Source organism: Leptobacterium meishanense, from assembly GCF_037645805.1.
GTDB classification, from domain to species: Bacteria; Bacteroidota; Bacteroidia; order Flavobacteriales; family Flavobacteriaceae; genus Leptobacterium_A; species Leptobacterium_A meishanense.
The window spans coordinates 216,532-240,086 of the sequence record NZ_JBBEXE010000006.1 but is presented as its reverse complement, the minus strand read 5'-3'; the positions used below and the strand labels follow the sequence as shown (position 1 = coordinate 240,086).

The following is a 23,555-nucleotide window of genomic DNA, read 5'->3' as shown; positions in this document are numbered from 1 at the left end:
ATCATTTATTTAATGCAAAGAAAAAAGTATTGGGTTTTTATATATTTGTTACTGTAAAGAAATGGTATGGGCTTGATTAAATTCATTTTAAGTAAAGTATTCCTTAAACAAGTTGGATTAGCAATATTGGTAGTGTTTATACTAGTGTTTATTGTTATGCAGTGGTTGAAGTATTCTACAAACCATGGTGATTATGTTACCGTCCCTGACCTTTCTAAAAAAACACTGCGGGAAGCAACCATAGCACTTAAAAAGGCAGATCTTAAATTAGTATTTCAGGATTCATCAGAATATAACCCGAAATATCCAAGATTTTCAATAGTAGAACAAAACCCTGTCGCAGGAGATAAAGTAAAAGAAAACAGGAAAATATATGTTATCTTAAACCCATCCGGTTACAGAAAAGTTACCGTGCCGGATGTCATACAGGTAACGCTTAGAAATGCAGAATCCATGTTGTTAGCAGTTGGGCTAGAGGTAGAAAAAGTAACTTATATCAATGAGTTAGGGAAAGATATGGTATATTACATAAAGCATGAAGGGAAAAACATTACACCTGGCACAAAACTTACCAAAACTTCTAAAGTAGAGCTCGTTTGTGGAAATGGAAATGGTAGGTTAAATTGATAAAATAAATACCGTGAAAAAAAATGAAGTAGAAGAACAAGATGAGGAGCTCTACGAACACTATAGCTTTAAGGCCGGAAAAGGACAAGAACCATTACGAGTTGATAAATTCCTGATGAACTTTATAGAAAATGCTACCCGAAATAAAATTCAACAGGCCGCCAAAAATGGGAATATCTGGGTAAATGATCAACCTGTAAAGCAGAATTATAAGGTAAAAGCAGGGGATGAAGTAAAAGTATTGTTTGAACATCCCCCCTATGAGTTTTTACTGACCCCGGAAGCTATTTCGTTAGACATTGTTTACGAAGACGATGTGCTTTTAGTAGTCAATAAACCGGCAGGGATGGTGGTGCATCCGGGCCATGGAAATTATTCCGGGACACTTATTAATGCCTTGATCTATCATTTTGAAAACCTACCTAAAAACAGTAATGAACGCCCTGGTTTGGTACACCGTATAGACAAAGATACCAGTGGGTTATTGGTTGTTGCCAAAACAGAACAGGCCATGAACCATCTTGCCCGGCAATTTTTCGACAAAACCAGTGAACGTGAATATGTGGCTTTGGTTTGGGGGAATATAGAAGCCAAAGAAGGGACGATAGAAGGCCATATAGGACGTCACCCAAAGAACAGGTTACAGATGGCCGTTTTTGAGGAAGGAGATCACGGGAAAGAAGCTGTCACCCATTACAAGGTACTCGAGCGGTTTGGCTATGTCACTTTGGTAGCATGCAGGTTGGAAACGGGAAGGACCCACCAAATACGGGCACATATGAAACATATAGGGCACCCTTTGTTTAATGATGAACGCTACGGAGGGGATAAAATCTTAAAAGGGACAACATTTACCAAATACAAGCAATTTGTAGAGAACTGTTTTAAAATATTGCCCCGGCAGGCCTTGCATGCCAAAACATTGGGGTTTGAACATCCTCTTACCGGGAAATTCATAAAATTTAATTCAGAAATACCGGAAGATATGCAGGCTTGTATTGAAAAGTGGCGTAACTATTCAAAACATTCTTCAGGATGATTGGGGATATAGAATTGAGTAGTTAGAATTTAGTATTGAGTAGTTAGAATTTAGTATTTAGTATTGAGTAGTTAGAATTTAGTATTTAGTATTGAGTAGTTAGAAGAATACTTAATGATTAAAAATTTGAAATTCAATATTTAAAATTGGATATGTAACCAAAAAACCTTCAAATTTAAACTAGTAAAATGAATGGGCGAATAGCGAAAAGAGAATGGAAAAACATAAAATAGTAAATATTTATTCGTGTAGATTCGTGGCAGAAAAAGGAAAATTAATAATTATGGGTTATGGGTTACAAATTTGAGGTTTAAAATTAACCATTAGACAAAAACCTGAAACTGTAAACTTAGAACTGTAAACTATAAACTAAGAAAATGAAAATCGTTATCTCACCCGCAAAGTCACTAGATTTTGAAAGCAAATTGCCTACAAAACAGTATTCCCAGCCGGCTTTTCAGGAAGAGTCCGAAAAATTAAATAAAATACTCCGTAAGAAATCGCCCAAACAACTTTCCAAATTGATGGGTATTTCCGAGAAGTTGGGAGAACTCAATTGGCAACGTAACCAGGATTTTGAATTGCCCTTTACGCTAGAAAATGCCCGGCCGGCACTTTATGCCTTTAGTGGCGACGTGTATATTGGATTGGACGCCTATTCAATACCCACAGAGAAATTAGACAAATTACAGGCACAACTAAGGATACTGTCCGGATTGTACGGAATAATAAAACCGTTGGATTTGATACAGCCCTATCGGTTGGAGATGGGAACGAAATTGACCGTTGGCCGTAATAAAAACTTATATGAATTTTGGAAAAAGAAAATTACCCAAACACTGAATGATGAACTGGAAGAAGGAGAATTGTTTTTAAACCTGGCAAGCAATGAATATTTTAGTGCTATTGACACCAAAAACTTAAAAGTGCCGGTCATTACCCCTCAGTTTAAAGATTTTAAAGATGGAAAGCTCAAGATGATCAGCTTCTTCGCAAAAAAAGCCCGGGGGCTTATGGTCCGTTATATTATTGACACTGGTGCTAAAACGATGGAGGATATAAAAGGGTTTGATTATGAAGATTATCGTTTTAGTGAAGAATATACAACGAAAGACGATGTGCCGGTTTTTGTGAGGTAGTTGATAGTTTACGGTTTACAGTTCTAAGTTTATAGTTTATTTGTTAAGTAGTTTAAAGTTTAAGGGGGGGTATGTGATTAATTTTAAATATTGAATTTCGAATTTTTAATTATTTCACCATGAATCTAACATCTCAATACTCAATACTAACTGCTCAATACGATAAGTTACCTCAAAATGTTCACCCACCAACATCCATACCCGCCTTTTATTCCTGAAGATGCTACAAAACTAATTGTGGGGACGCTTCCTCCACCACGTTTTTCGACAGGCGAATTAAAGGACGGTGATGTGAATTTTTGTTATGGGAGCCGTGATGGGCAGCTATGGCCGATTTTAGATAAAATATTCAAACTGGATTTAGTTTTTGAGACTACTGAAAAAGCCATTCAACAACGAAAAACATTTCTAAAAAAGCAAAAAATAGGCATTTGTGATATTGTGGAAGGTTGTGAACGGGAAAAAGTAGATGCAACAGATCTTGGTATGCAACAGGTTCAATTGCGGGATTTAATTGGGTATCTGAAGAACTTCCCAAAAATTGACACGCTTTTGTTTATGGGGGGCAACAGTAAAAATGGCCCTGAATATTTTTTCAGGAAACACCTAAAAGAATACGGTCTGTCACTCCATTTGGTCTCCGGTGAAGTCCCTAGGGTACATATAGTTCAATTAGCTTACAACAAACAATCACGCGTTATAAAAACCGTTTCGTTAACAGCACCTTCCGGCTCGGCAAACAGGGCAGTAGGAAGCCTTCCTTTATACAAAGAACTAAAAAGCAAGAACCCTGAATTTAATACCATCGATTTTAGGGTGCTGCAGTACACCTCTTTCTTTAAAAGTTAACCATTCTGGTTTACCGTTTCGCCTTTTACATGTTTCGATGTTATACGAAACTTTTTTCTACGAGGCCGTAACTTTCCATACGATCCCATAATAATCTTACCTCTTCTGGTTTTTTTGTCTCCTTTTCCCATATTTTAGTGTGTTTTCTTAAATATAAGGAATTCTTTAAGACGGGCAATATTATATGAAGGCTATCTGAAGAGTCATTTCGAAGGAGCTATGCGACTGAGAAATCTTAAAACATAAAAGTTCTGTCATATTTTAATTAGATTTCTCATGTTCGCTTTGTTACCTCAAAGCTCAATTCGAAAAGACAGCTGTATGCTGTTAAAGAATTAATCGCAGTCATTTCGACCCCAATGCATATTGGGGGAGAAATCTCAAAAAAGCAAAAACCCCATTATCGTTTGGTTAGATTTCTCATGTTCGCTTTGTTACCTCAAAGCTCAATTCGAAAAGACAGCTGTATGCTGTTAAAGAATTAATCGCAGTCATTTCGACCCCAATGCATATTGGGGGAGAAATCTCAAAAAAGCAAAAACCCCATTATCGTTTGGTTAGATTTCTCATGTTCGCTTTGTTACCTCAAAGCTCAATTCGAAAAGACAGCTGTATGCTGTTAAAGAATTAATCGCAGTCATTTCGACCCCAATGCATATTGGGGGAGAAATCTCAAAAAAGCAAAAACCCCATTATCGTTTGGTTAGATTTCTCATGTTCGCTTTGTTACCTCAAAGCTCAATTCGAAAAGACAGCTGTATGTTGTTAAAGAATTAATTGCAGTCATTTCGACCCCAATGCATATTGGGGAGAAATCTCAAAAAGCAAAAGTCTCGTTATCGTTTAGTTAGATTTCTCACCCCCGCTCCCCGCGAGGGATTCGAAATGACGCTTTTTTATAAAATTACAATTTTACCGTAATGAACTACTTTTTTTGTAAGGTTATGTAATTTTTATTAAAAATAATTTAGATTTGTGGCTATATGTTCAATACAGGTATATATACCAGTAGATATATCCTTACGTTAACATTCATTAAAAAAAATAAAAAATGTAATATGAAAAGAATAAGTATTTTTAATCATAAAGGAGGAGTTGGAAAAACAACTTTGACTTATAATCTATCATATGCCCTTGAATCTAAGGGTAAAAAAGTTCTATTAATTGATGCCGATGCTCAATGTAATTTAACCTCAATAGCTCTTTCAGATGCTGATTTACAAAATGTTTATCAAAATGGAGGATATTCACTTAAAGATGCTTTGGGGCAACTATTAAGCGGAGCTGGAGATATTCAAATTGGAGATCCAATTACGCTGACAACCAATATATCACTAATTCCTGGACATATTGAAATCACAGATTACGAATCTCAGTTAAATACCGCATGGAATGAATGCTTTACAGGATTAGAACGTGGGTTTAGGACTCATAGTGCTATTCATAGATTGTCAGAGCAAATAGGAAGATCTTTAAATGTTGATTATATAATCTACGATTTAGGACCTAATGTTGGACCTTTAAATAGGTCGTTAATATTATCGAGTGATCATTTTGTAGTGCCAGTTGTTCCAGATCAATTTTCATTAATGGCAATAGGTTCTGTTGGTAAAAGTATTAGTAAATGGTATACTGATTGGCAGACGGCTAAACAACGAGTGCCTGCCAATTTAACTTTTAACATTCAAAACGGTGAACCAAAATTCATAGGATATATTTCCCAGCAATTTAATATTAGTAGAGGCAGACCGACACAAGCTTTCGAACATTGGGAACAACAAATTCCAAATGAAATTCAAACTAAAATGATTAATGTTCTTCCGAATAATTTGATTATAGACGGAGTAACCAATGATTTACCTTCTGTTAAGAACTATCATAGTCTCGTACCCGCAGCTCAAACAAATAATAAACCAATTTTTAATCTTAATCCACCAGAAATAAATGCCGGACATATGGGGAAAGTAAGAGATTGTAGAGCAGACTTTGAAAGTTTAGCTGAAGAAATAATCAATAGAACGTAGAATGAAAACGAATGCTAACAATGTATCTGAAATTATAGCTCCCCCCGCCCTCCCACTAGCATCCTTTGCTACTGGAGACGTTCCGTATAAAATCCCTAGGTTGTTGGACGTATAGTCTTAACAAACTCTCCCATGCCGTTCAACCCTTTTTCAGTCAGCAGTTTTATAAACGCCGAACCAATAATGGCCCCTTTGGTAGTTGTTGTTGCCTGTTGAAACGTGTCTGCGTTGCTAATGCCAAAACCAACAATTTGCGGGGCGTTGAGGTTCATAGCTGCTATTCTTTTAAAATAATCGGATTGTGCTGTTCCGAAGGTGTTTTTAGCACCGGTAACGCTGGCCGAACTCACCATATAAATAAACCCCTTAGAAACGGTATCGATATAACGGATACGCTCTTCAGAAGTCTGAGGGGTAATGAGAAACATATTCAACAATCCATACGATTCAAAAAGCGGTTGAAATTCTTGATGATACACATCCACCGGAAGGTCGGGGATAATCAGCCCGTCAATACCCACCTCCTTGCATTTTTTGCAAAAAGCGGCTACCCCGTATTGCATGATGGGATTAAAATAGCCCATGATGATAAGCGGGATATGTACGGTTTTCCGGATGTCTTTTAACTGGTCAAAAAGCACAGCAGTAGTCATGCCATTTCTTAATGCAGCCGTGGAGCTTTCCTGAATGGTAGGTCCATCCGCCAACGGGTCGCTAAAAGGCAATCCTATTTCAATCATATCAACACCGGTCTCTTGGAGTTTTTGAATGATGGGCACTGTGTCTTCTAACTTTGGAAACCCTGCCGTAAAGTAAATGGACAATAGCTTTTTATCTTCTTTTAATTTTTGATTAATCCGGTTCATATGAACATTGAGTATTGAGCGATGAGATGGGTATGGTTAAAGTTTAAAATAATCGATATAGGTGTTCAAATCTTTGTCGCCCCTTCCGGAGAGGTTGATGACAACAATCGCATCCGTATCAAATTTTTTATGGTTTAAAACTGCAAGGGCATGTGAGGTTTCAATAGCAGGGATAATCCCTTCGAGTTGGGACAGTTCAAGTCCTGAGGTCATCGCCTCATCATCTGTAATGGACATAAACGCTGCCCGCCCGCTTTTGAACAAATGAGCATGTAAAGGGCCAACACCCGGATAGTCCAATCCGGCAGAAATAGAATAAGGCTCTGTAATCTGCCCATCCTGTGTTTGCATGAGCAATGTTTTGCTCCCGTGGATAATGCCTTCTTTCCCCAAGGCTGAGGTAGCAGCACTTTCTCCCGAATGAATGCCTTTTCCGGCAGCTTCCACGGCAATGAGGTTCACTTCAGGGACATCGAGAAAATGATAGTAAGCCCCGGCAGCATTACTCCCTCCGCCCACACAGGCAATCACATGATCCGGATTTTTTCTTCCTTCTTTTTCCAATAGTTGCGCTTGTATCTCCTCTGAAATCACCGATTGAAACCGCGCTACCATGTCAGGGTAGGGGTGTGGGCCTACCACAGAACCTATGATGTAGTGGGTGTCAACAGGGTTGTTGATCCAATCGCGGATGGCTTCATTGGTAGCATCCTTTAAGGTTTTACTACCGGAAGTTGCAGCGCGCACTTCGGCACCCAACATTTTCATACGGGCTACATTGGGAGCTTGCCTTTTTATATCCACTTCACCCATATAAACAATGCATTGTATGCCCATGAGCGCACATACAGTTGCAGTGGCCACACCATGCTGTCCGGCACCTGTTTCGGCAATAATGCGGTTTTTTCCCAAACGTTTTGCGAGCAGTATTTGCCCAATAGTGTTATTGACTTTATGCGCTCCGGTGTGGCAAAGGTCTTCTCGTTTTAAATATATTTTGGTGTTATATTTCTTGGAGAGCCTCTCTGCAAAATAAAGCGGAGTAGGGCGGCCGACATAGTCTTTTAATAATTGCCTGAATTCTTTTTGAAAAGAGGATTCTGCTGTTATTTCAAGATATTTTTGGCGTAGTTCTTCCACATTGGGATAGAGCATTTCAGGGATGTATGCGCCTCCAAATGCTCCGTAGTACCCTTTTTCATTGACGTGGTATGTGTTCATTTTTTATTTTTTTAGTTGACAGTTGTCGGTTTTTAGCTAAAAGTTTTAAGTTAACGGTTTACAGTTTATTCGTTTAAAATTTTCTTCTTGTCTATTTTTAGCAATCAATTTTAAATATCAAATCTTTGATTTTAAATCTTTAATTTTTCCAACATCTTTTAATCCGGGTTTTATTTCAAACATGCTGTTTACATCTATAGCATAGCAATATTTAGAGGCTTCCTTTTTACAGAAAGAAGCGATATCGTTTAACTGTTCCAGACCAATGCCACCGCTGAGAAAAAAAGGTTTTTGTGAAGGATAGTTTTCTAATACGGCCCAATTAAAAGTGTCGCCATTTCCTCCGGGGAGCTTTCCTTTGGTGTCGAACAGGTAAAAATCACACATGGTTTCGTAAGGTGTAAGCTGTTCAAAACTGAAATTATTTCCAATGGAAAAAACTTTGATGATCTCTACTTGGGGCTGTTCAGTTTTTAACTGCTTACATAATTCAGGAGATTCTTTTCCGTGTAATTGTACTGCCTGAAGGGTATATGTTTTTACTTTTTCAATGATTTCCTCTAAGGTAGCATCAACAAACACCCCTGTTTTTTTAATAGTGGATGGAATGTCTTTTGGAATGGGGTTATCTAGATATCTTTTGGACCCTTCCCAGAAAATAAAGCCCATGTAATCAGGTTGCAGCATGGCCACTTCCTTGATGTTCTCTTCATATTTCATTCCACAGACTTTGAGTTTCATTTGTTTTTAGTTAATACCCTTCGACTGCGCTCAGGGTGACGGTTTTTGGTTAATTTTTACATATTGCCAACTACTCAATTATTTATTCTCCATTATTTTTATAAATTCCTCCGCGCTTTTTCCGGGATTATCGGTTCTCATAAAGTTTTCGCCTATAAGAAACCCTTGGTAACCAAATGTTTGTAATGTTTTGATAGCTTCTATAGTGCTGATGCCACTTTCAGACACTTTTACAAAATCATCAGGGATGTGTTCCGCCAATGTTTTACTGATATCCAAGTTTATCTCAAAGGTCTTCAGGTTGCGGTTATTGACCCCCAACATGTCAAGTGACGGCATTAGGGACTTGTCTAGTTCTTCTTTGTTGTGTACTTCCAATAAGACCTCCAGTCCCAAACTTTTTGCAAAGGTTGACAGGTTTTTTATTTCTTCTTTTGTGAGTACTGCAGCAATAAGCAGGATAACGTCGGCACCGTGGGCTTTTGCCTCCAGCAGTTGGTATTTGTCTATAATGAATTCTTTCCGCAACAAAGCGGTTTTTGAAGCAGCCCTGGCAATGATAAGATCATCCAAAGAACCACCAAAGTATTTCCCGTCTGTTAAGACTGAGATTCCACAAACCCCTGCTTTCTCATATCCCAAAACAACATCTTGTACATTGTGATTTTGGTTAATTACTGCTTTTGAGGGCGACCTGCGTTTGTGTTCAGCAATAATACCCGTAGTGCTTTTTTTTAGTTTTTCGGCCAATGAAATGGTTTCTTGCCCAAACAATACCGATGCCTCTAATTGCGAAACAGGAACAACACTTTTTTTAAGCGCGACCTCCTTTTTTTTATCGGTTAGTATCTTGTCGAGGATGTTCATTTTAGTTGATGGTTTATTCGTTGATGTGTTGTTTAATTTTAAATTTTTAATGTCAAATTTTGAATTTTACATTTTTTCAATACTCATTTCTAACTAATCAATACTATATCACACTTCATATTTTAGTTTCTGCTCAGTTCCTGTAATTTTTTCAAAGCCTTTAGACCGTTGCCATTTAACAATGATTCTTTTGCCAGTTCAAACCCTTTTTTTGGGCTTGTTCCTTTTATGGTTGCAATAGCAATCCCTGCGTTGGCACATACCACATTGTTCTGTGCTTCTGTACCCTTTCCATTCAGTACAGTCATAAATATGTTTGCAGATTCTTCAATGGTGTTACCCCCTATAATATCAACCTCTGAAAGTGTATCTACTCCAAAATCTTCAGGTTTTAGGATGCCTTCGGAACTGTTGGAGATGGTTTTGGTATTTCCGGTGAGGGAGATTTCATCATACCCATCAAGGGCATGAAGTACGGTAAAGTTTTTATTGGTATTTTGATAGAGATACCCGTACATCCGGGCCAGTTCAAGATTGAACACCCCTACAATCTGGTTTTTCGGAAAGGCAGGGTTTACCATAGGGCCCAGCATATTAAAAAAAGTCTTTACCCCAAGTTCCTTCCGGATGGGAGCTACGTTTTTCATGGCAGGATGGAACAAAGGAGCGTGTAAAATACAAATACCTGCTTCATCCAACGATTGTTTCAAAAAATCGGGTTTATTGGAAAACTTTATGCCCAAATATTCCATGACATTACTGGAACCACATTTGGAGGACACCCCATAGTTGCCGTGCTTGGTAACGGGGATACCCACCCCGGCAGCCACAAAAGAAGCAAGGGTAGAAATGTTGAAAGTGTCTTTGCCATCACCACCGGTCCCACACAAGTCAATAGTCTCATAACCATTGAAATCAATAGCAACACAGAGCTCTAAGAGCGCGTCCCGAAAACCTTCCAGCTCTTCAATAGTGATGCTTCGCATCATATACACCGTTAAAAAAGCAGCAATTTGACTGGTGTTGTATTCCCCCTTAGAAATGTTTACCAAAACTGCTTTTGCCTCTTCTTTGGAAATGGTTTCGTGGTTAATAAGCCTGTTGAGTAATTCCTTCATCATTATAATTTTATCCAGTTTTCCAATATTTTTTTTCCATTGGGCGTAAGCACCGATTCAGGATGGTACTGTACACCTTTTACGTCGTATATTTTATGACGGAGCGACATTACTTGTCCATTTTCGTCAAAAGAGGTAGCCTCCAGTACATCGGGCAAATTTTTATCGACCACCCATGAATGGTACCGGCCGGCTTCAATTTCTTTTTCCATACCGGCAAATAACGGCTCATCATCTACCGTGATGGTCACTTTTGTTGCAACCCCATGATAGACCGTGTCCAAATTGATGAGCTTTCCTCCAAAAACCTCTCCAATAGCCTGCTGGCCAAGGCATACACCGAGAATACTTTTTGTGTGGGCATATTTTTCAATAATAGGTTTTAAAAGGCCTGCTTCATCGGGAATACCGGGTCCGGGGGACAGTAAAATTTTACCAAAAGGTGCTATATCTTCCAGTGTAAGCTGGTCATTGCGTAGCACGGTAACATCACAATCCAAATCTTCTAGATAATGCACCAGGTTATAGGTGAAGCTGTCGTAATTATCTATGACTAATACTTTTTTCATATGCTTTCTGCAATTTCAAGTGCTTTGGTAAGGGCACCGAGTTTATTGTATACTTCCTGTAATTCGTTTTCGGGATCGGATTCGGAGACCAATCCGGCACCTGCCTGATAATGCAGGCAATGGTCTTTACTTAAAAAAGTTCGGATCATAATGGCATGGTTAAAATTCCCTTCAAAGTCCATAAAACCAATGGCTCCGCCATAAAAATCACGGTTGCACTTTTCGTACTGCTCAATGAGTTGCATGGCTTTGTGTTTAGGCGCACCACTCAGGGTGCCTGCGGGAAATGTGTCGGCCACTACCTGCATGGTATTGGTGTCTTTGTGCATTTTCCCGGTGACTTTGGATACGAGGTGAATAACATGGGAAAAAAATTGGACTTCCCGATAGGTTTCCACTTTTACATCATTGCCATGCCTGCTGAGGTCGTTCCGGGCCAGATCGACCAACATCACATGCTCGGAGTTTTCTTTTTTATCAACTGCCAGTTTTTTGGCAAGTTCTGCATCTTGAAGGTCATTTCCGGTACGTTTAAAGGTCCCTGCAATGGGGTGTATTTCTGTTTTTCCATCTTTTACGACCAGTTGTGCTTCGGGCGAACTTCCGAAAATCTTAAAATCACCATAATCAAAATAAAACAGGTAAGGGGAGGGGTTGATGGACCGGAGTGCCCGGTACACGTTAAATTCATCGCCCTTAAAGGCTTGTGAGAACCTTCGTGATAGTACCAATTGGAACACATCGCCACGCTGGCAGTGCTTTTTTGCGAGGGTTACGTGTTCTTTATAATCATTGTCATTAAGGTTGGAAGTGGCTACGCCCTGTTTGGAAAAATTATACGAAGCAAAATTCTTTACCTGTAGTAACTGGACTATTTCAGGGATATTGCTTTCCTTCTCATAGCAATGTGCAAAAATATAGGCTTCATTTTTAAAGTGGTCAATGGCAATGATGTTCTGATAGATGGCATAATAGACATCGGGAATGTTCAATGAACCTTGCTTTTTGGACAGTGCAATATCTTCAAAGTAACGGACGGCATCATAAGCGATGTAACCAAAGAGGCCATTATTTGCAAACTTGAAGTTGTTGTTGGTTGCCGAAAACCGCTTGGAGAATTGCGAGATGACTTCCGGTACATTGGTGTCTGGTGTAATCGTTATTGTTTCTACCGTACCATCGGGAAATAGTTGTATAACAGTTTCATTCTCTATTTTGATGGAGGCAATGGGGTTGCTACAGATATACGAAAAACTATTGTCGTTGGCATGGTAATCGCTACTCTCCAGCAGGAGGCTGTTTGGGTACTTGTCCCTGAGCTTTAAATAAACGCTCACAGGGGTAATGGTATCTGCCAATATCTTTTGATAATGTGTAGTTAACAGGTATTTTTTCATTTCGTTAAGCAATACTTTTAATAAAATTGGGCATTAAAAAAGGCTTGTCGTGATTGACAAGCCTTTGTATGTTTTTAACCGTACTACAATAGTGCTACCTCACGACATTTGCTGTTCGTAAGTTCCACCACCAAGTATGATTTATAGTTTGATTCATTTTTACCTCAATGGGTCAAATATAGAAATGAAAATTGTTTTATCAAACAAAAAGATTAAAATTCTAGATCGACTACCAAATCAAACTCATCATAGATGGTTTTATCGCCTAAATTATCAAAGAAACTTCCTGAACCATATCGCAGGCCATATTTGGTACGGTCAATTTTTAAGGCACTTGTTGCTTTGCTTCCATAAACAGAAAGATCAAACGTAATAGGGTTGGTTTCTCCTTTGACAGTAAGATCTCCGGTAACTTCATAAGAATTTTTTCCAGATGCTTCTACATTGGTGATCACCAGTTTAGCAGTAGGGTGTTTGTCAACCCCAAAAAAATCATCCGCCTTTAGGTGCCCGTCCAATTTTTGTTGGTATTCCCCGGAAAGGTCAGTACTGGTCAATGAAGTCATATCTACTACAAATTCCCCCCCGGTAAGTTTTCCTTCATCAAAAGTAAAGTGGCCGCTTTTTAGGTTAACGGTGCCTTCGTGCGACCCGGTCACTTTATACCCTTTCCAAGTAATTTTACTTTTATCCGCCTTTACTTCTTTTTTATCTTCATCTACATTCGTAAAAGATAAGGTGCTAAGTACTACAGTTAGTACTAATGCAATGTTTAAAAATTTGTTTTTCATTTTTCTGAATTTTAAGTATTAAAAATTGTTTTTAGTTAAATTTATCAAGTAACGAATTTAATTGTTCAAGCTCTTTATTAGAAAAGGAACTTAATAGTTGTTTTTCAGTATTGTCAATGATAGTGTCCATCTTAGTTAAAGCATCCAACCCCTTTTTAGTGATGTTAATTTCTACCTTTCTACGGTTTGAAGGGCACACTGCTCTGTTTACAAAGCTTTTTGCAACCAGTTTGTCCACCAACCGGGTTGTGTTGCTCATTTTATTCACCATGCGCTCCTGAATGGTAAACATATTGGCAGGCCTCCCTTTTTGTCCACGCAAAATGCGCAAAACATTAAATTGCTGTACAGAAACATCAAAAGGCTTTAGAGCTTCACTTAGTGTTTCTTTGATATTATTTTCAGCAATCATCATATGGATAATGACTTTTTTTTCTAAAGGGATTTTTTGCGTTGCCTTGATATGTAATTCAACACTCATGTAGTTACAAAATTTGTATATACAAATGTATAAACATAATTTTTTTATGATGTTAATTAACTGATAAATTTTTGTTAAAGATGTATAGGCAAAGTATAGGCTGCGTATTTTTATTGTAGAAATGAGAAAGATGAGAGCAATCATATGTTTATTGGTTTTTGTAACTTTAGGAAGCTGTAAAACGGAAAGCAAGAGAGAAAAAGGTATAGACGATCCGATAACAGCTATTGCAATAGCTCCTAAACGAGTGGTAGCATCAGATGATGTTTCTTTGAAAATTTTTGACTACGTAGGTTTTGTACCTTACTTGGAAAAGAATGATGACAAAACCTACGTGATCAATTTTTGGGCTACTTGGTGTAAACCTTGTGTTGAAGAAATGCCTTATTTTGAAAAACTTCAAAGTAATTATAAAAATAGAAATGTAGAGGTGGTATTTGTAAGTTTGGATATGCCAAGGATGATTGATACCCAATTGATGCCGTTTTTAACGAAACGACAGCTGCAATCGGAAGTAATCATGCTAGACGATCCAAAACAAAATGACTGGATACCGAAAGTGGCTAAAGAATGGTCTGGTGCCATACCGGCCACACTTATTTATAACAAGAACAAACGCAGTTTTTATGAACAATCATTTACATATGAAGAATTGGAGAAAGAAGTGAAGAAACATATTGATTGAAAAGGGATGATTGATAGTTATGAATTGTGAGCACAAATTTGAGATTAAAAATTAACTAAAAACTAAACTCCTAAACAAATAAACACATCAACATAAATGTTCAACTTAAAAACATAAAAAATGAAATTACTAAAAACCACCACGCTTATTGTATGTTTGCTGATAGCTTCGGCATTCACCACTAATACTATTGGCAAACCCGGATATGGCATAGGTGATTATGCCACAGATTTTAAACTTAAAAATATCGATGGGAAAATGGTTTCCCTAGCCGATTTTAAAGATGCCAAAGGCTTCATTGTTATATTTACCTGTAACAGTTGCCCGTATGCTAAAGCATATGAAGACCGCATTGTAGCCCTAGATAAAAAATACAAAACAAAAGGTGTTCCGGTAATAGCTATCAATCCCAACAATCCGGAATCGAAACCGGAGGATAGTTTTGCAGAGATGCAGGTACGCGCTAAAGAAAAAGGGTTTACTTTCCCGTATTTGATCGATGAAGGTCAAAAAATTTACCCACAGTATGGCGCTACCCGGACCCCGCATGTATTTTTATTGGAAAAAACAGCTAAAGGCAATCAGGTGAAATATATTGGAGCTATTGATGACAATTATCAAGATGCTGCTGCTGTAGAAACCAACTATCTGGAAGATGCCATAGATGCCATGTTGGCTGGACAGGAAATCCCTGTGAAGACCACAAGGGCCATAGGTTGCTCTATTAAAGTATAATGAGTTTACGGCATTTATATTTTAAAATGCTGCATAAAATCCTATTTTTACAGCAAAAAAAGATGACAGACCTTACACAACAAGAATGGGCTTCACAGTTTAGTGAAGACAATAACGCTATAGTGCTCGATGTGCGTACCTCTGAGGAATATGAAGAAGGGCATATCCCCAATGCTGTAAACAATGATATTTATGGAGGCCAGGCTTTTATAGATAACTTATTGCCAATGGATAAAGCCAAAAACTACTATGTGTATTGCCGCTCCGGAAAGCGGAGTGCGCAGGCCTGCCAAATCATGAAAGGTTTGGGCTATACCAATACCTACAATCTGTTGGGGGGCATTTTGGAATGGGAAGGTGCTATTGTCGAGTAAAATCAATACTGGCTCTCCTGCCCTTACCAAATGGTATGTTTGGGTAGGGTGCCCCGTTTTTATAATGGCAAATTTTTCGTAACTTTACTTTTGTTCCACATCCTTTACTTCCCCGTAATATAACCGAAAACATGCTGATGGCAAACTAAAAAACAATATTATGCCAAAGTATGTAATTGAAAGAGCACTTCCGGGGGCAGGCAGCCTTACCCCTGAACAGTTAAAAGGTATTTCCCAAACGTCTTGTGGCGTATTGGAAAGCATGGGTCCACAGATACAATGGGTACATAGTTATGTGACCGGCGACAAGATATACTGTGTGTACATAGCCCCGAACGAGACCATGGTCAGGGAGCATGCCAAAAAGGGTGGTTTTCCGGTAAATTCTGTGAATGAAGTAGCACATGTGATAGACCCGATCACTGCGGAATAATTTTTAGCAGTAGCTTTTTTATTCTTCATTCAGATGATTATTTAAATCTTTAAATTTGCTTATTAACTCATTTAGTTTACCTTTTTGTTTTTTAATTGTTTTTGGTCGTGTATAAAACCAATTAAACCCAATCCAACCAAGTGCAATGGTATATGTAACAATTGCCCAAAAAAGTGTCATCTTAGATGTATATTCATACATATATAAGCATAGGCCAATTAAAAACATAAGCAAGTATAGATTTAACATGGTAGTTTGTAAAAAAACTTGTTTCTTTTTTATGGCAGTTAAACTTTTTAAATAGTCAATATTGCTCTGTGTGTTATCGTTTTTTTTAAAAATTGGAAGCAGTTGATTATTGGCAGATAGAAACACGAAAATACCCAGGATAATCAAAATGATTCCAATTTTGGTTGTAATCATTTGTGGTTGAAAATAATGCCAAATAAAAAGCATAAATACACTTGTTGCTATAAGTAACACATTTGTTTTGATAAGTTTTCGTATAGTAGAATTCTTATATTGTTTCAATTTATTGTGTAATTCTTCAATATCGGGCTTACTAACTTTTTGCTGTAGCCAAATATTTTTAAAATCAGTATTATTGTTCATTATTTTTGAATTTTTCACTTAATTTTTCTTTTATTCTGTGAATTTTAACTCTTACATACACTTCAGAAAGACCTACAATTTTAGCAATTTCTGCTTGTTTTATATCTTCTAATTCCAATGAAATAATGATACGGTCTGTTTCGGGCAACTCAGAAATAAACTGATAAAGCATTTGTATCTGATGTTCATTAGACTCTATAGTTTCTTCCTTAAGATTTAATGGTAAATTTGATTTCTTGATTCGTTTTTCTTTCTCCAATTGCCGTAAACAGTTATTGGAAGCAATCCTATAAATCCAAGTACCAATAGCAGACTTGTTTTTAAATTTTGGTAATTGTTGCCAAACAATAATGAATGTTTCTTGAGCTAAATCTTGTGCCAAATCAAAATCATTAACAAACCCCATACATAAACGAAATATTTTTTGCCAATATGATTTGTATATTTCATCAAATTTCATTGTTTGGTTTCTTCCTAATTTTTATAAAATTTAATAATTATATATATTGCTATAGCCACCCCAATACCAACTGAGAAATTTTTCAACGCTGTACCTATTGCTATTCCAATCCCCAAAGCGACTGGTAGAACAGGAAATTTATTTTTTCTTTTCATCTGATTATTAATTTAAAAAATGATTTAATTGTTCAAAATACCACTCTTTATCATCATACATAATAAAATGTAAGCCTTTTGTAGCATACTTCAAATTAGCAGTTCTCAAATTTTCATACTGCTTTTCTATATTAGATTTAATGCTTGAAAAGTTTGAGTTTAATAAAATCAAACTTGGACATTTTATCGATTTAATTCTCTCTCGCAAATCTGTGTTTGAAAAATCGCAATACATTTCTGCAAATGTTTTTCTGTCGGATGTAACACTCCAATTCACCACCTTTTTCTGCATTGTTGTATCAGCTAAAAGACTTGGGACAGACATTTTCTGCATTTGATAAAACTGTTCGTCTGTCATTGAAGTCATCTGATAGACTGTTTTAGAGCAATCATTGTTTTCATTGCTTTCAAAATTCGGATTCATTAAAGCTGCCAAATATGGTAGCGCATCAACTACAATAATTTTGCTAATTAAGTTTGGATAATCAGACGCAATAGCTAAAGCTAAAGCACCACCTAGGCTATGCCCTACAATGATTGGTTTTTCAATTTTAGTATTTTTTATAAAATGGGCAATGGCAACTTTCCAGTTTTCAAAGGTTGAGTTTTCTTCTGGCTTCATACCTGCAAACCCTGCCATGGTTAAAGAGTAACAAGTATGATCTTTTTCAAATTCAGATTTTGTTTCATTCCACACCTCTCCTGAAGAAGCAAACCCTGGAATGAAAATTATTGATGATTTTCCTTGTCCCGTTTTTTGAATTTCAAAAGGGTAAGATGTCGTTTGTCCATATACATTTACACACATAGTTGTAAAAAAGCATATAGTTAAGATTTTCATTTTCATTTTTCTAAAATTTAAATTGTTAATTATTCAATTCACCTTTTAGATACGAGAATTGTCAAAATGTTACAATTACATTAAAAATAGTTTAGGACTTTATTATTAACTTGAAATTATGGGGAGATTGTTATAATTTCTTTAGGCTTTTTATGGGAGCGTCATTACAGGATTTGTTTCTATAGTGATTTTTAAATCATACTACTAATATTAAGATATAGAAAAAGAACAAATTTTCTCTTATTGTCCCAACACCTGCAAAAAAGTTTCTGGTTCAGGGCGTACACGGTAGTTGTCGGTAAGATCTGCAAAGATTATCTTCCCCTTTTTATCCGTAATCACCACTGTTGGCATAATGGTGTCGCTACTGTAACCAAATAATTGAAACCCTGCAGGAATACCATTTTTAGTAAGAATGCCCAATTGTTTTGCCACGGTGTTATTTACATCTACCAAGAAATCAAAATTCACATCGTATTTTTTTGCCAATGATTTGGTGAACTTATGGGGTTGTGGGCTTATCAACACCACTTTTGCCCCTCTTTTTTCAAGTTCTTTGTATTGTCTAGCAATTTCTTTGATCTGTGCCATACACAACGGACACCAATTTCCCCGGTAAAACAAAAAAATGGTAGGACTGCCTAGATAGCTGGAAGAAAGGACTTTATTTTTATCCCCATCTTCCAAGGTGAATTCCGGCAAGGTGTTGCCTACTTTGAGCAGCTCACTTTTTCGTTCTCCAAACTCAGAATACCATTTTATGTAGGCTATCCATAATACCAATAATATAAAACTCATGGAAGCACCTAACAGGCTGTTTCCTTCCACAAAACTGCCTCCAATAAAGCTGATGAGAAAACCCAAAGCAATGAAAATAGTATAAAGATTTAGATTGCGTTCTGTCCGTGCCCTTTTATAAATAAAAAGGGAAGCGAATAAGAAAGCGATAGTTCCAGAACTGACCAACCGTCCTAGATAGCGATAGCCTATATCGTTTTGGATCATATGAATAATACTATCAATAGCAATAATCATGGCAAAAGCCGGAAACGTAGCAATAAAAATAGATTTAAGAAGATTGTTCATAATTCAGAATTTAATGTAAGATTATCTGTTCTTTTTTTAAAGTTAATTTTTATATTTAACCACATGAAAGAAGATTTTTTACAGTACATATGGAAATACAAAAAAATGAAAACTGCCAATTTACAAAGCACGGCAGGTGAAACTATTTACTTAGTCGATACAGGTATACATAATTTACACGCAGGCCCTGATTTTTTCAATGCAAAGCTTTCTATAGGGGAGCAACTTTGGGCAGGAAATGTGGAAATACACGTAAAATCATCGGATTGGTATGCACACGGGCACGAGAAAGATAAAAATTATAACAATGTGATCTTGCATGTAGTATGGGAACATGATATAGAAGTGTACCGGAGTGACAACACATTGTTGCCGACCCTGGAATTGAAGGATAGGGTGTCAGCACATTTATTGGACAACTACAACACACTGGTATCCGGAAAACAACAATTTATTAATTGCGAAAACAGCCTTTGCTCAGTAAACAGTTTTGTTGTGAAAAACTGGTTGGAGCGACTGTATTTTGAACGGTTAGAAAACAAAGCCACCCGTATTCTTGAAGAACTGGAAGCTTCTCAAAACGACTGGGAAGCTGTTCTTTTTAAGATGTTGATGCGCAATTTTGGATTGAATATCAATGGAGAAGCGTTTTATGAAGCAGCGAAACGGTTGGATTTTGCTGTTGTTAGAAAAGTATGGTCGAACCCCGTGCAATTAGAAGCATTGCTTATGGGAGTCACTGGTCTGTTAAAAGCAACCAATCTATTAGAAACGTACCCCGGGGCACTTCAAAAAGAATATGCGTACTTGAAAAATAAGTTTGTAACAATACAAGACGGTCCGATAGCTCCGAAGTTTTTTAAGTTACGTCCGGCTAACTTCCCTACGGTGCGGTTATCGCAGTTAGCCACATTGTATTACCGGTATCAAAATTTGTTTTCCGAGATTATTAAGACAAATACTGTTGAGGCGTTGTATAAATTATTTGATGTAGCAACCTCTGTATATTGGGAGACCCATTACACTTTCGGGAAACAATCCAGAGAACAGGTCAAGAAAGTCTCTAAAAGCTTTATAGATCTATTAATCATCAATACGATATTGCCTATAAAGTTTTGCTATGCAAAATATATGGGAAATGACGAAAACGATGTATTATTGCAGTTAATTACAGCTATAAAAGCAGAAAAAAATAGTATTTCGGATAAGTACAAAAACATAGGTATGGAAATACCATCTGCATTGGAAAGCCAAGGTGTTTTGCAATTATATAATGACTTTTGCATGAAGAACAATTGTTTGCGGTGTGCTGTAGGCAATACATTATTAAAGGGGTAGCGAGTACTTTTTTTATTCATAAAAAATCATCAAATTTGTTTCATGGGATGGATGAACAACATTCGTTATTTCTTTGAAAAGCATGGTTTTGCAGTATCATCCCGTTTGGCAGAACGTCTGGGGATGAAGGCAAAAAATGTACGGTTGTTTTTCATTTATGTCTCTTTTGCCACTTTTGGAGTGTGGTTTGCAGTCTATTTAACCCTGGCATTTTGGTTGCGTTTAAAGGATTTGATTTACACTAAACGTACCTCAGTATTTGATTTATAATATGTTTAAACTCTTTAGATCAAAATTTTATACAGCACTAGCCTTACTCTTTCTCGTTTTTTCAATGGGTGTAATCGGCTACCGTTTTCTATCGGGATTCTCATGGATAGATTCGGTCTATATGACAATTATTACGGTAACCACAGTAGGTTTTCGTGAGGTACAACCTGTAGATGATACTGCTAAAATATTTACAATATTCCTGATTATATCAAGCGTTTTTATATTCGCATATGCCATATCAGTCATTACTGAGTATATTTTGACAAAAAGTTCTTTTCAACAACTAAAAATGAAAAAGATGAAGAAAAAGATTGATCAAATGAAAAACCATATTATTATCTGTGGTTTTGGAAGGAATGGAAAGCAGGCTGCTGCAAAGCTGAAAGCATATCGGCGCCCTTTTGTAGTTATAGAAAATGATGAAGGAGTTATAGAAGAGAACGAAGCGGATATTTTATTTGTGAAAGGCGATGCAAATAATGATGAAACATTAATAGATGCAGGAATAGAAAGAGCACAGTGTTTAATCACCACTTTGCCTAACGACTCTGATAACTTATTTGTAGTGTTATCATCACGACAACTAAATAAAACAATATACATCATTAGCAGGGCTTCTCAGGAAACATCTCAATCCAAACTACAATTGGCAGGTGCTAATAAAACCATTATGCCCGATAAAATAGGAGGTGATCACATGGCATCATTGGTCATTATGCCTGATATGATGTCTTTTCTAGATCAGCTTTCCATAGAGGGAGAAAACACTATCAATTTAGAAGAGGTAGCCATAGATGCATTGCCCGAAGAGTATCAATACAAATCAATTATAGATTTAGATTTAAGGAAAATGACAGGGTGTACCGTAATAGGTTATAAAGAGCCTGAAGGACAGTATATTATCAACCCGGAAGGTGAAACACAATTACTCCCACAATCCAAATTAGTCGTATTAGGGCGTCCTGAACAAATCAAAAAATTGAATGCTATGTTCAACATCCCTAAAAATATATTTGAGAAATAAAAAATTTGATTTAGCCACTTTTTTTTAGGATATTGGCGACTGTTAAAAACTAAACAGATAAAATTAATCAATACCTACATTATGAAAAAAAGATTTTTTTCTTTGTTGTTACTTGTATCCCCTTTAATGATGTTTGCTCAAGAAAAGGGATTGGGACAACGTATAGATGAATGGTTTCAGCCTATTGCCGACTGGTGGGAACATAAAGTATTATACCCTGTTCCGATAGCAGGATTTGATATCCCCATAGTGTTGATATTATTGGTTGTTGGGGCCACATTTTTCACACTCTATTTTAGGTTTCCAAACATCCGAAATTTCCCACTTGCCATTAATACCGTACGTGGGAAATATGATGAATTAGATCACCACAGTGCGACAGCAGGGGTAGATGATGCTCCTGGGTTAAGTGTGGGAGGAGATGTTATTGGAACAATTAAGGATGAAAGCAAAGAGGGAGAAGTTAGCCACTTTCAAGCATTGGCAACTGCTGTTTCAGGAACCGTAGGATTGGGTAATATAGCAGGTGTAGCAGTAGCTATCGCTATAGGAGGGCCTGGCGCCACTTTTTGGATGATTGTATGTGGTCTTTTAGGAATGTCGTCCAAATTTGTAGAATGTACACTTGGGGTTAAGTACCGTGATGTTGGCCCGGATGGAACTGTATATGGTGGACCGATGTACTACTTATCAAAAGGATTAAAAGAACGAGGACTTAAAGGTCTTGGAAAAGTATTAGCTGCTGTATTTGCTATATTATGTGTAGGAGCTTCTTTTGGAGGGGGAAATGCCTTTCAGTCCAATCAGGCAGCACAACAATTGTCAGATTTAGTAGGATGGAATTTTCAAGTATCCGGTTTTTGGATAGGACTAGTGTTAGCAGGGATTGTAGCCGTAGTAATTATTGGCGGGATTAAACGAATTGCTAATGTAACAGAAAAAATAGTCCCTTTCATGGCAGGTATTTATGTGCTAGCTTCATTGATTATCATATTTGCACATTTCACCAAAATAGGGGATGCTTTCATGCTCATTATAGAAGGTGCATTTACACCACTGGCCGGTTTAGGAGGTATTATAGGTGTTATTATTGTTGGTTTCCAACGAGCCGCATTTTCTAATGAAGCAGGTGCCGGTTCGGCAGCTATCGCGCACTCCGCAGTAAAAACCAAATACCCGGCGAGTGAAGGGATTGTAGCATTGCTAGAGCCATTTATCGATACTGTAGTGATATGTACCATGACCGCATTGGTTATTATCTTCTTTAACATGGATGGCGAGGCAGCGCAAACTGTATTCAAATATGGTGGTGATGGTTTAGGAAATGTAATATTGAACGAAACCGGAAAATCAGTTGGAGGGGTAGAATTGACTTCCAGAGCATTTGATTCTGTAATTCCCCATTTTTCAAAAGTACTTACTATAGCTATTGTATTATTTGCGTTTTCAACTATGATATCATGGTCGTACTATGGATTACAGTCTTGGAAGTATTTGTTTGGAAAAGGAAAAGCAGCAGACCTTACCTATAAAGTGTTATTTATGATATTTATAGTCATAGGTGCTTCTACTACATTAAATGCTGTTATCAAATTTTCAGATGCAATGATATTGGCATTAGTGTTCCCTAATATGATAGGTTTACTTTTCTTATTCCCTAAAGTAAGAGAAGAAATGAATAAATATTTAGATGCTATAAAAGCCATGGCAAAATAAAAGTTTCTATTTAAGAAGATGGAAAATATGAAATCCCACTTTGTTTTTAACAAACAACAACGAAGTGGGATTTTCTTTTTGATAATCCTGATAG

At 37.0% G+C, this 23,555-nt stretch carries 28 protein-coding genes; 13 read left to right on the top strand and 15 right to left on the bottom strand.

Features of this window, described 5'->3' with window-relative positions; all coding sequences use genetic code 11:
• Positions 1 to 66: 66 nt before the first annotated feature.
• From WBG21_RS08465 to WBG21_RS08450, 4 genes are all read left to right on the top strand, one after another.
• A complete protein-coding gene (locus WBG21_RS08465; protein WP_340076825.1) occupies positions 67 to 627 on the top strand; it encodes a PASTA domain-containing protein in 561 nt (186 codons plus the stop codon).
• 13 nt (positions 628 to 640) lie between these two features.
• Positions 641 to 1,666, top strand: a complete 1,026-nt coding sequence (locus WBG21_RS08460; protein ID WP_340076823.1) for an RluA family pseudouridine synthase — start codon at positions 641 to 643, stop codon at positions 1,664 to 1,666.
• Between the two features lie 377 nt (positions 1,667 to 2,043).
• Entirely contained in the window at positions 2,044 to 2,805 is a 762-nt protein-coding gene (gene yaaA, locus WBG21_RS08455; protein WP_340076820.1) for a peroxide stress protein YaaA, read from the top strand.
• Positions 2,806 to 2,982: 177 nt separating this feature from the next.
• On the top strand, positions 2,983 to 3,654 hold the full coding sequence (locus WBG21_RS08450; protein WP_340076818.1) for a uracil-DNA glycosylase family protein: 672 nt from the start codon (positions 2,983 to 2,985) through the stop codon (positions 3,652 to 3,654).
• Here the strand turns inward: WBG21_RS08450 and WBG21_RS08445 are convergent.
• Positions 3,651 to 3,785, bottom strand: a complete 135-nt coding sequence (locus tag WBG21_RS08445) for a 30S ribosomal protein THX (RefSeq protein ID WP_340076816.1) — start codon at positions 3,783 to 3,785, stop codon at positions 3,651 to 3,653. The genes WBG21_RS08450 and WBG21_RS08445 overlap by 4 nt on opposite strands.
• Before the next feature lie 927 nt (positions 3,786 to 4,712).
• On the opposite strand from WBG21_RS08445, the gene WBG21_RS08440 reads away from it, so the two are divergent.
• On the top strand, positions 4,713 to 5,678 hold the full coding sequence (locus WBG21_RS08440) for a ParA family protein (RefSeq protein ID WP_340076814.1): 966 nt from the start codon (positions 4,713 to 4,715) through the stop codon (positions 5,676 to 5,678).
• Positions 5,679 to 5,773: 95 nt separating this feature from the next.
• Here the strand turns inward: WBG21_RS08440 and trpA are convergent, their stop codons facing one another.
• The 9 genes from trpA to WBG21_RS08395 form a co-directional block, all read right to left on the bottom strand.
• On the bottom strand, positions 5,774 to 6,544 hold the full coding sequence (gene trpA, locus WBG21_RS08435; protein WP_340076812.1) for a tryptophan synthase subunit alpha: 771 nt from the start codon (positions 6,542 to 6,544) through the stop codon (positions 5,774 to 5,776).
• A gap of 36 nt (positions 6,545 to 6,580) precedes the next feature.
• Positions 6,581 to 7,765 (bottom strand): tryptophan synthase subunit beta, encoded by a 1,185-nt coding sequence (gene trpB / locus WBG21_RS08430; protein ID WP_340076810.1) that lies wholly within the window; start codon positions 7,763 to 7,765, stop codon positions 6,581 to 6,583.
• 117 nt (positions 7,766 to 7,882) lie between these two features.
• Entirely contained in the window at positions 7,883 to 8,506 is a 624-nt protein-coding gene (locus WBG21_RS08425) for a phosphoribosylanthranilate isomerase (RefSeq protein WP_340076808.1), read from the bottom strand.
• 78 nt (positions 8,507 to 8,584) lie between these two features.
• Positions 8,585 to 9,373, bottom strand: coding sequence for an indole-3-glycerol phosphate synthase TrpC (gene trpC / locus WBG21_RS08420; RefSeq protein WP_340076806.1), 789 nt, complete (start codon positions 9,371 to 9,373; stop codon positions 8,585 to 8,587).
• A gap of 122 nt (positions 9,374 to 9,495) precedes the next feature.
• Positions 9,496 to 10,491: an anthranilate phosphoribosyltransferase gene (trpD, locus tag WBG21_RS08415; RefSeq protein WP_340076804.1), complete on the bottom strand. Its 996-nt coding sequence runs from the start codon at positions 10,489 to 10,491 to the stop codon at positions 9,496 to 9,498.
• 2 nt (positions 10,492 to 10,493) lie between these two features.
• Complete coding sequence (locus WBG21_RS08410; RefSeq protein ID WP_340076801.1) at positions 10,494 to 11,060, bottom strand: anthranilate synthase component II; 567 nt, start codon at positions 11,058 to 11,060, stop codon at positions 10,494 to 10,496.
• A complete protein-coding gene (locus WBG21_RS08405; RefSeq protein WP_340076798.1) occupies positions 11,057 to 12,457 on the bottom strand; it encodes an anthranilate synthase component I family protein in 1,401 nt (466 codons plus the stop codon). The genes WBG21_RS08410 and WBG21_RS08405 overlap by 4 nt, the downstream gene beginning before the upstream one ends.
• 212 nt (positions 12,458 to 12,669) lie before the next feature.
• Positions 12,670 to 13,248, bottom strand: a complete 579-nt coding sequence (locus WBG21_RS08400; RefSeq protein ID WP_340076795.1) for a YceI family protein — start codon at positions 13,246 to 13,248, stop codon at positions 12,670 to 12,672.
• A gap of 31 nt (positions 13,249 to 13,279) precedes the next feature.
• A complete protein-coding gene (locus WBG21_RS08395) occupies positions 13,280 to 13,729 on the bottom strand; it encodes a MarR family winged helix-turn-helix transcriptional regulator (RefSeq protein WP_340076792.1) in 450 nt (149 codons plus the stop codon).
• 130 nt (positions 13,730 to 13,859) lie between these two features.
• Here WBG21_RS08395 and WBG21_RS08390 point away from each other — a divergent pair, with 130 nt between their 5' ends.
• From WBG21_RS08390 to WBG21_RS08375, 4 genes are all read left to right on the top strand, one after another.
• Complete coding sequence (locus WBG21_RS08390) at positions 13,860 to 14,414, top strand: TlpA disulfide reductase family protein (protein ID WP_340076789.1); 555 nt, start codon at positions 13,860 to 13,862, stop codon at positions 14,412 to 14,414.
• A gap of 120 nt (positions 14,415 to 14,534) precedes the next feature.
• On the top strand, positions 14,535 to 15,149 hold the full coding sequence (locus WBG21_RS08385; protein ID WP_340076787.1) for a thioredoxin family protein: 615 nt from the start codon (positions 14,535 to 14,537) through the stop codon (positions 15,147 to 15,149).
• 62 nt (positions 15,150 to 15,211) lie between these two features.
• Positions 15,212 to 15,523 (top strand): rhodanese-like domain-containing protein, encoded by a 312-nt coding sequence (locus tag WBG21_RS08380; protein WP_340076784.1) that lies wholly within the window; start codon positions 15,212 to 15,214, stop codon positions 15,521 to 15,523.
• A 160-nt stretch (positions 15,524 to 15,683) separates the two neighbouring features.
• Positions 15,684 to 15,956 carry a DUF4242 domain-containing protein gene (locus tag WBG21_RS08375; protein WP_340076782.1) on the top strand — a complete coding sequence of 91 codons (273 nt, stop codon included), beginning with the start codon at positions 15,684 to 15,686 and terminating at the stop codon, positions 15,954 to 15,956.
• 18 nt (positions 15,957 to 15,974) lie between these two features.
• Here the strand turns inward: WBG21_RS08375 and WBG21_RS08370 are convergent, their stop codons facing one another.
• The 5 genes from WBG21_RS08370 to WBG21_RS08350 form a co-directional block, all read right to left on the bottom strand.
• Positions 15,975 to 16,586 carry a hypothetical protein gene (locus WBG21_RS08370; protein WP_340076780.1) on the bottom strand — a complete coding sequence of 204 codons (612 nt, stop codon included), beginning with the start codon at positions 16,584 to 16,586 and terminating at the stop codon, positions 15,975 to 15,977.
• The gene (locus WBG21_RS08365) at positions 16,558 to 17,028 is read right to left on the bottom strand and encodes an RNA polymerase sigma factor (RefSeq protein ID WP_340076778.1); all 471 of its coding nucleotides are present in this window, start codon (positions 17,026 to 17,028) and stop codon (positions 16,558 to 16,560) included. The genes WBG21_RS08370 and WBG21_RS08365 overlap by 29 nt, the downstream gene beginning before the upstream one ends.
• Before the next feature lie 14 nt (positions 17,029 to 17,042).
• Complete coding sequence (locus WBG21_RS08360; RefSeq protein WP_340076776.1) at positions 17,043 to 17,183, bottom strand: hypothetical protein; 141 nt, start codon at positions 17,181 to 17,183, stop codon at positions 17,043 to 17,045.
• A 7-nt stretch (positions 17,184 to 17,190) separates the two neighbouring features.
• Positions 17,191 to 18,030 carry an alpha/beta fold hydrolase gene (locus WBG21_RS08355; protein WP_340076774.1) on the bottom strand — a complete coding sequence of 280 codons (840 nt, stop codon included), beginning with the start codon at positions 18,028 to 18,030 and terminating at the stop codon, positions 17,191 to 17,193.
• A 234-nt stretch (positions 18,031 to 18,264) separates the two neighbouring features.
• Positions 18,265 to 19,110, bottom strand: coding sequence for a peroxiredoxin family protein (locus WBG21_RS08350; protein WP_340076772.1), 846 nt, complete (start codon positions 19,108 to 19,110; stop codon positions 18,265 to 18,267).
• Positions 19,111 to 19,173: 63 nt separating this feature from the next.
• Between WBG21_RS08350 and WBG21_RS08345 the strand changes: the two genes are divergently transcribed.
• From WBG21_RS08345 to WBG21_RS08330, 4 genes are all read left to right on the top strand, one after another.
• Positions 19,174 to 20,448, top strand: coding sequence for a DUF2851 family protein (locus WBG21_RS08345; RefSeq protein ID WP_340076770.1), 1,275 nt, complete (start codon positions 19,174 to 19,176; stop codon positions 20,446 to 20,448).
• 42 nt (positions 20,449 to 20,490) lie between these two features.
• Positions 20,491 to 20,718 (top strand): PspC domain-containing protein, encoded by a 228-nt coding sequence (locus WBG21_RS08340; protein ID WP_340076768.1) that lies wholly within the window; start codon positions 20,491 to 20,493, stop codon positions 20,716 to 20,718.
• Between the two features lies 1 nt (position 20,719).
• Positions 20,720 to 21,745, top strand: coding sequence for a potassium channel family protein (locus WBG21_RS08335; RefSeq protein ID WP_340076766.1), 1,026 nt, complete (start codon positions 20,720 to 20,722; stop codon positions 21,743 to 21,745).
• 81 nt (positions 21,746 to 21,826) lie between these two features.
• Positions 21,827 to 23,461 (top strand): alanine/glycine:cation symporter family protein, encoded by a 1,635-nt coding sequence (locus tag WBG21_RS08330; protein WP_340076763.1) that lies wholly within the window; start codon positions 21,827 to 21,829, stop codon positions 23,459 to 23,461.
• Positions 23,462 to 23,555 lie beyond the last annotated feature (94 nt).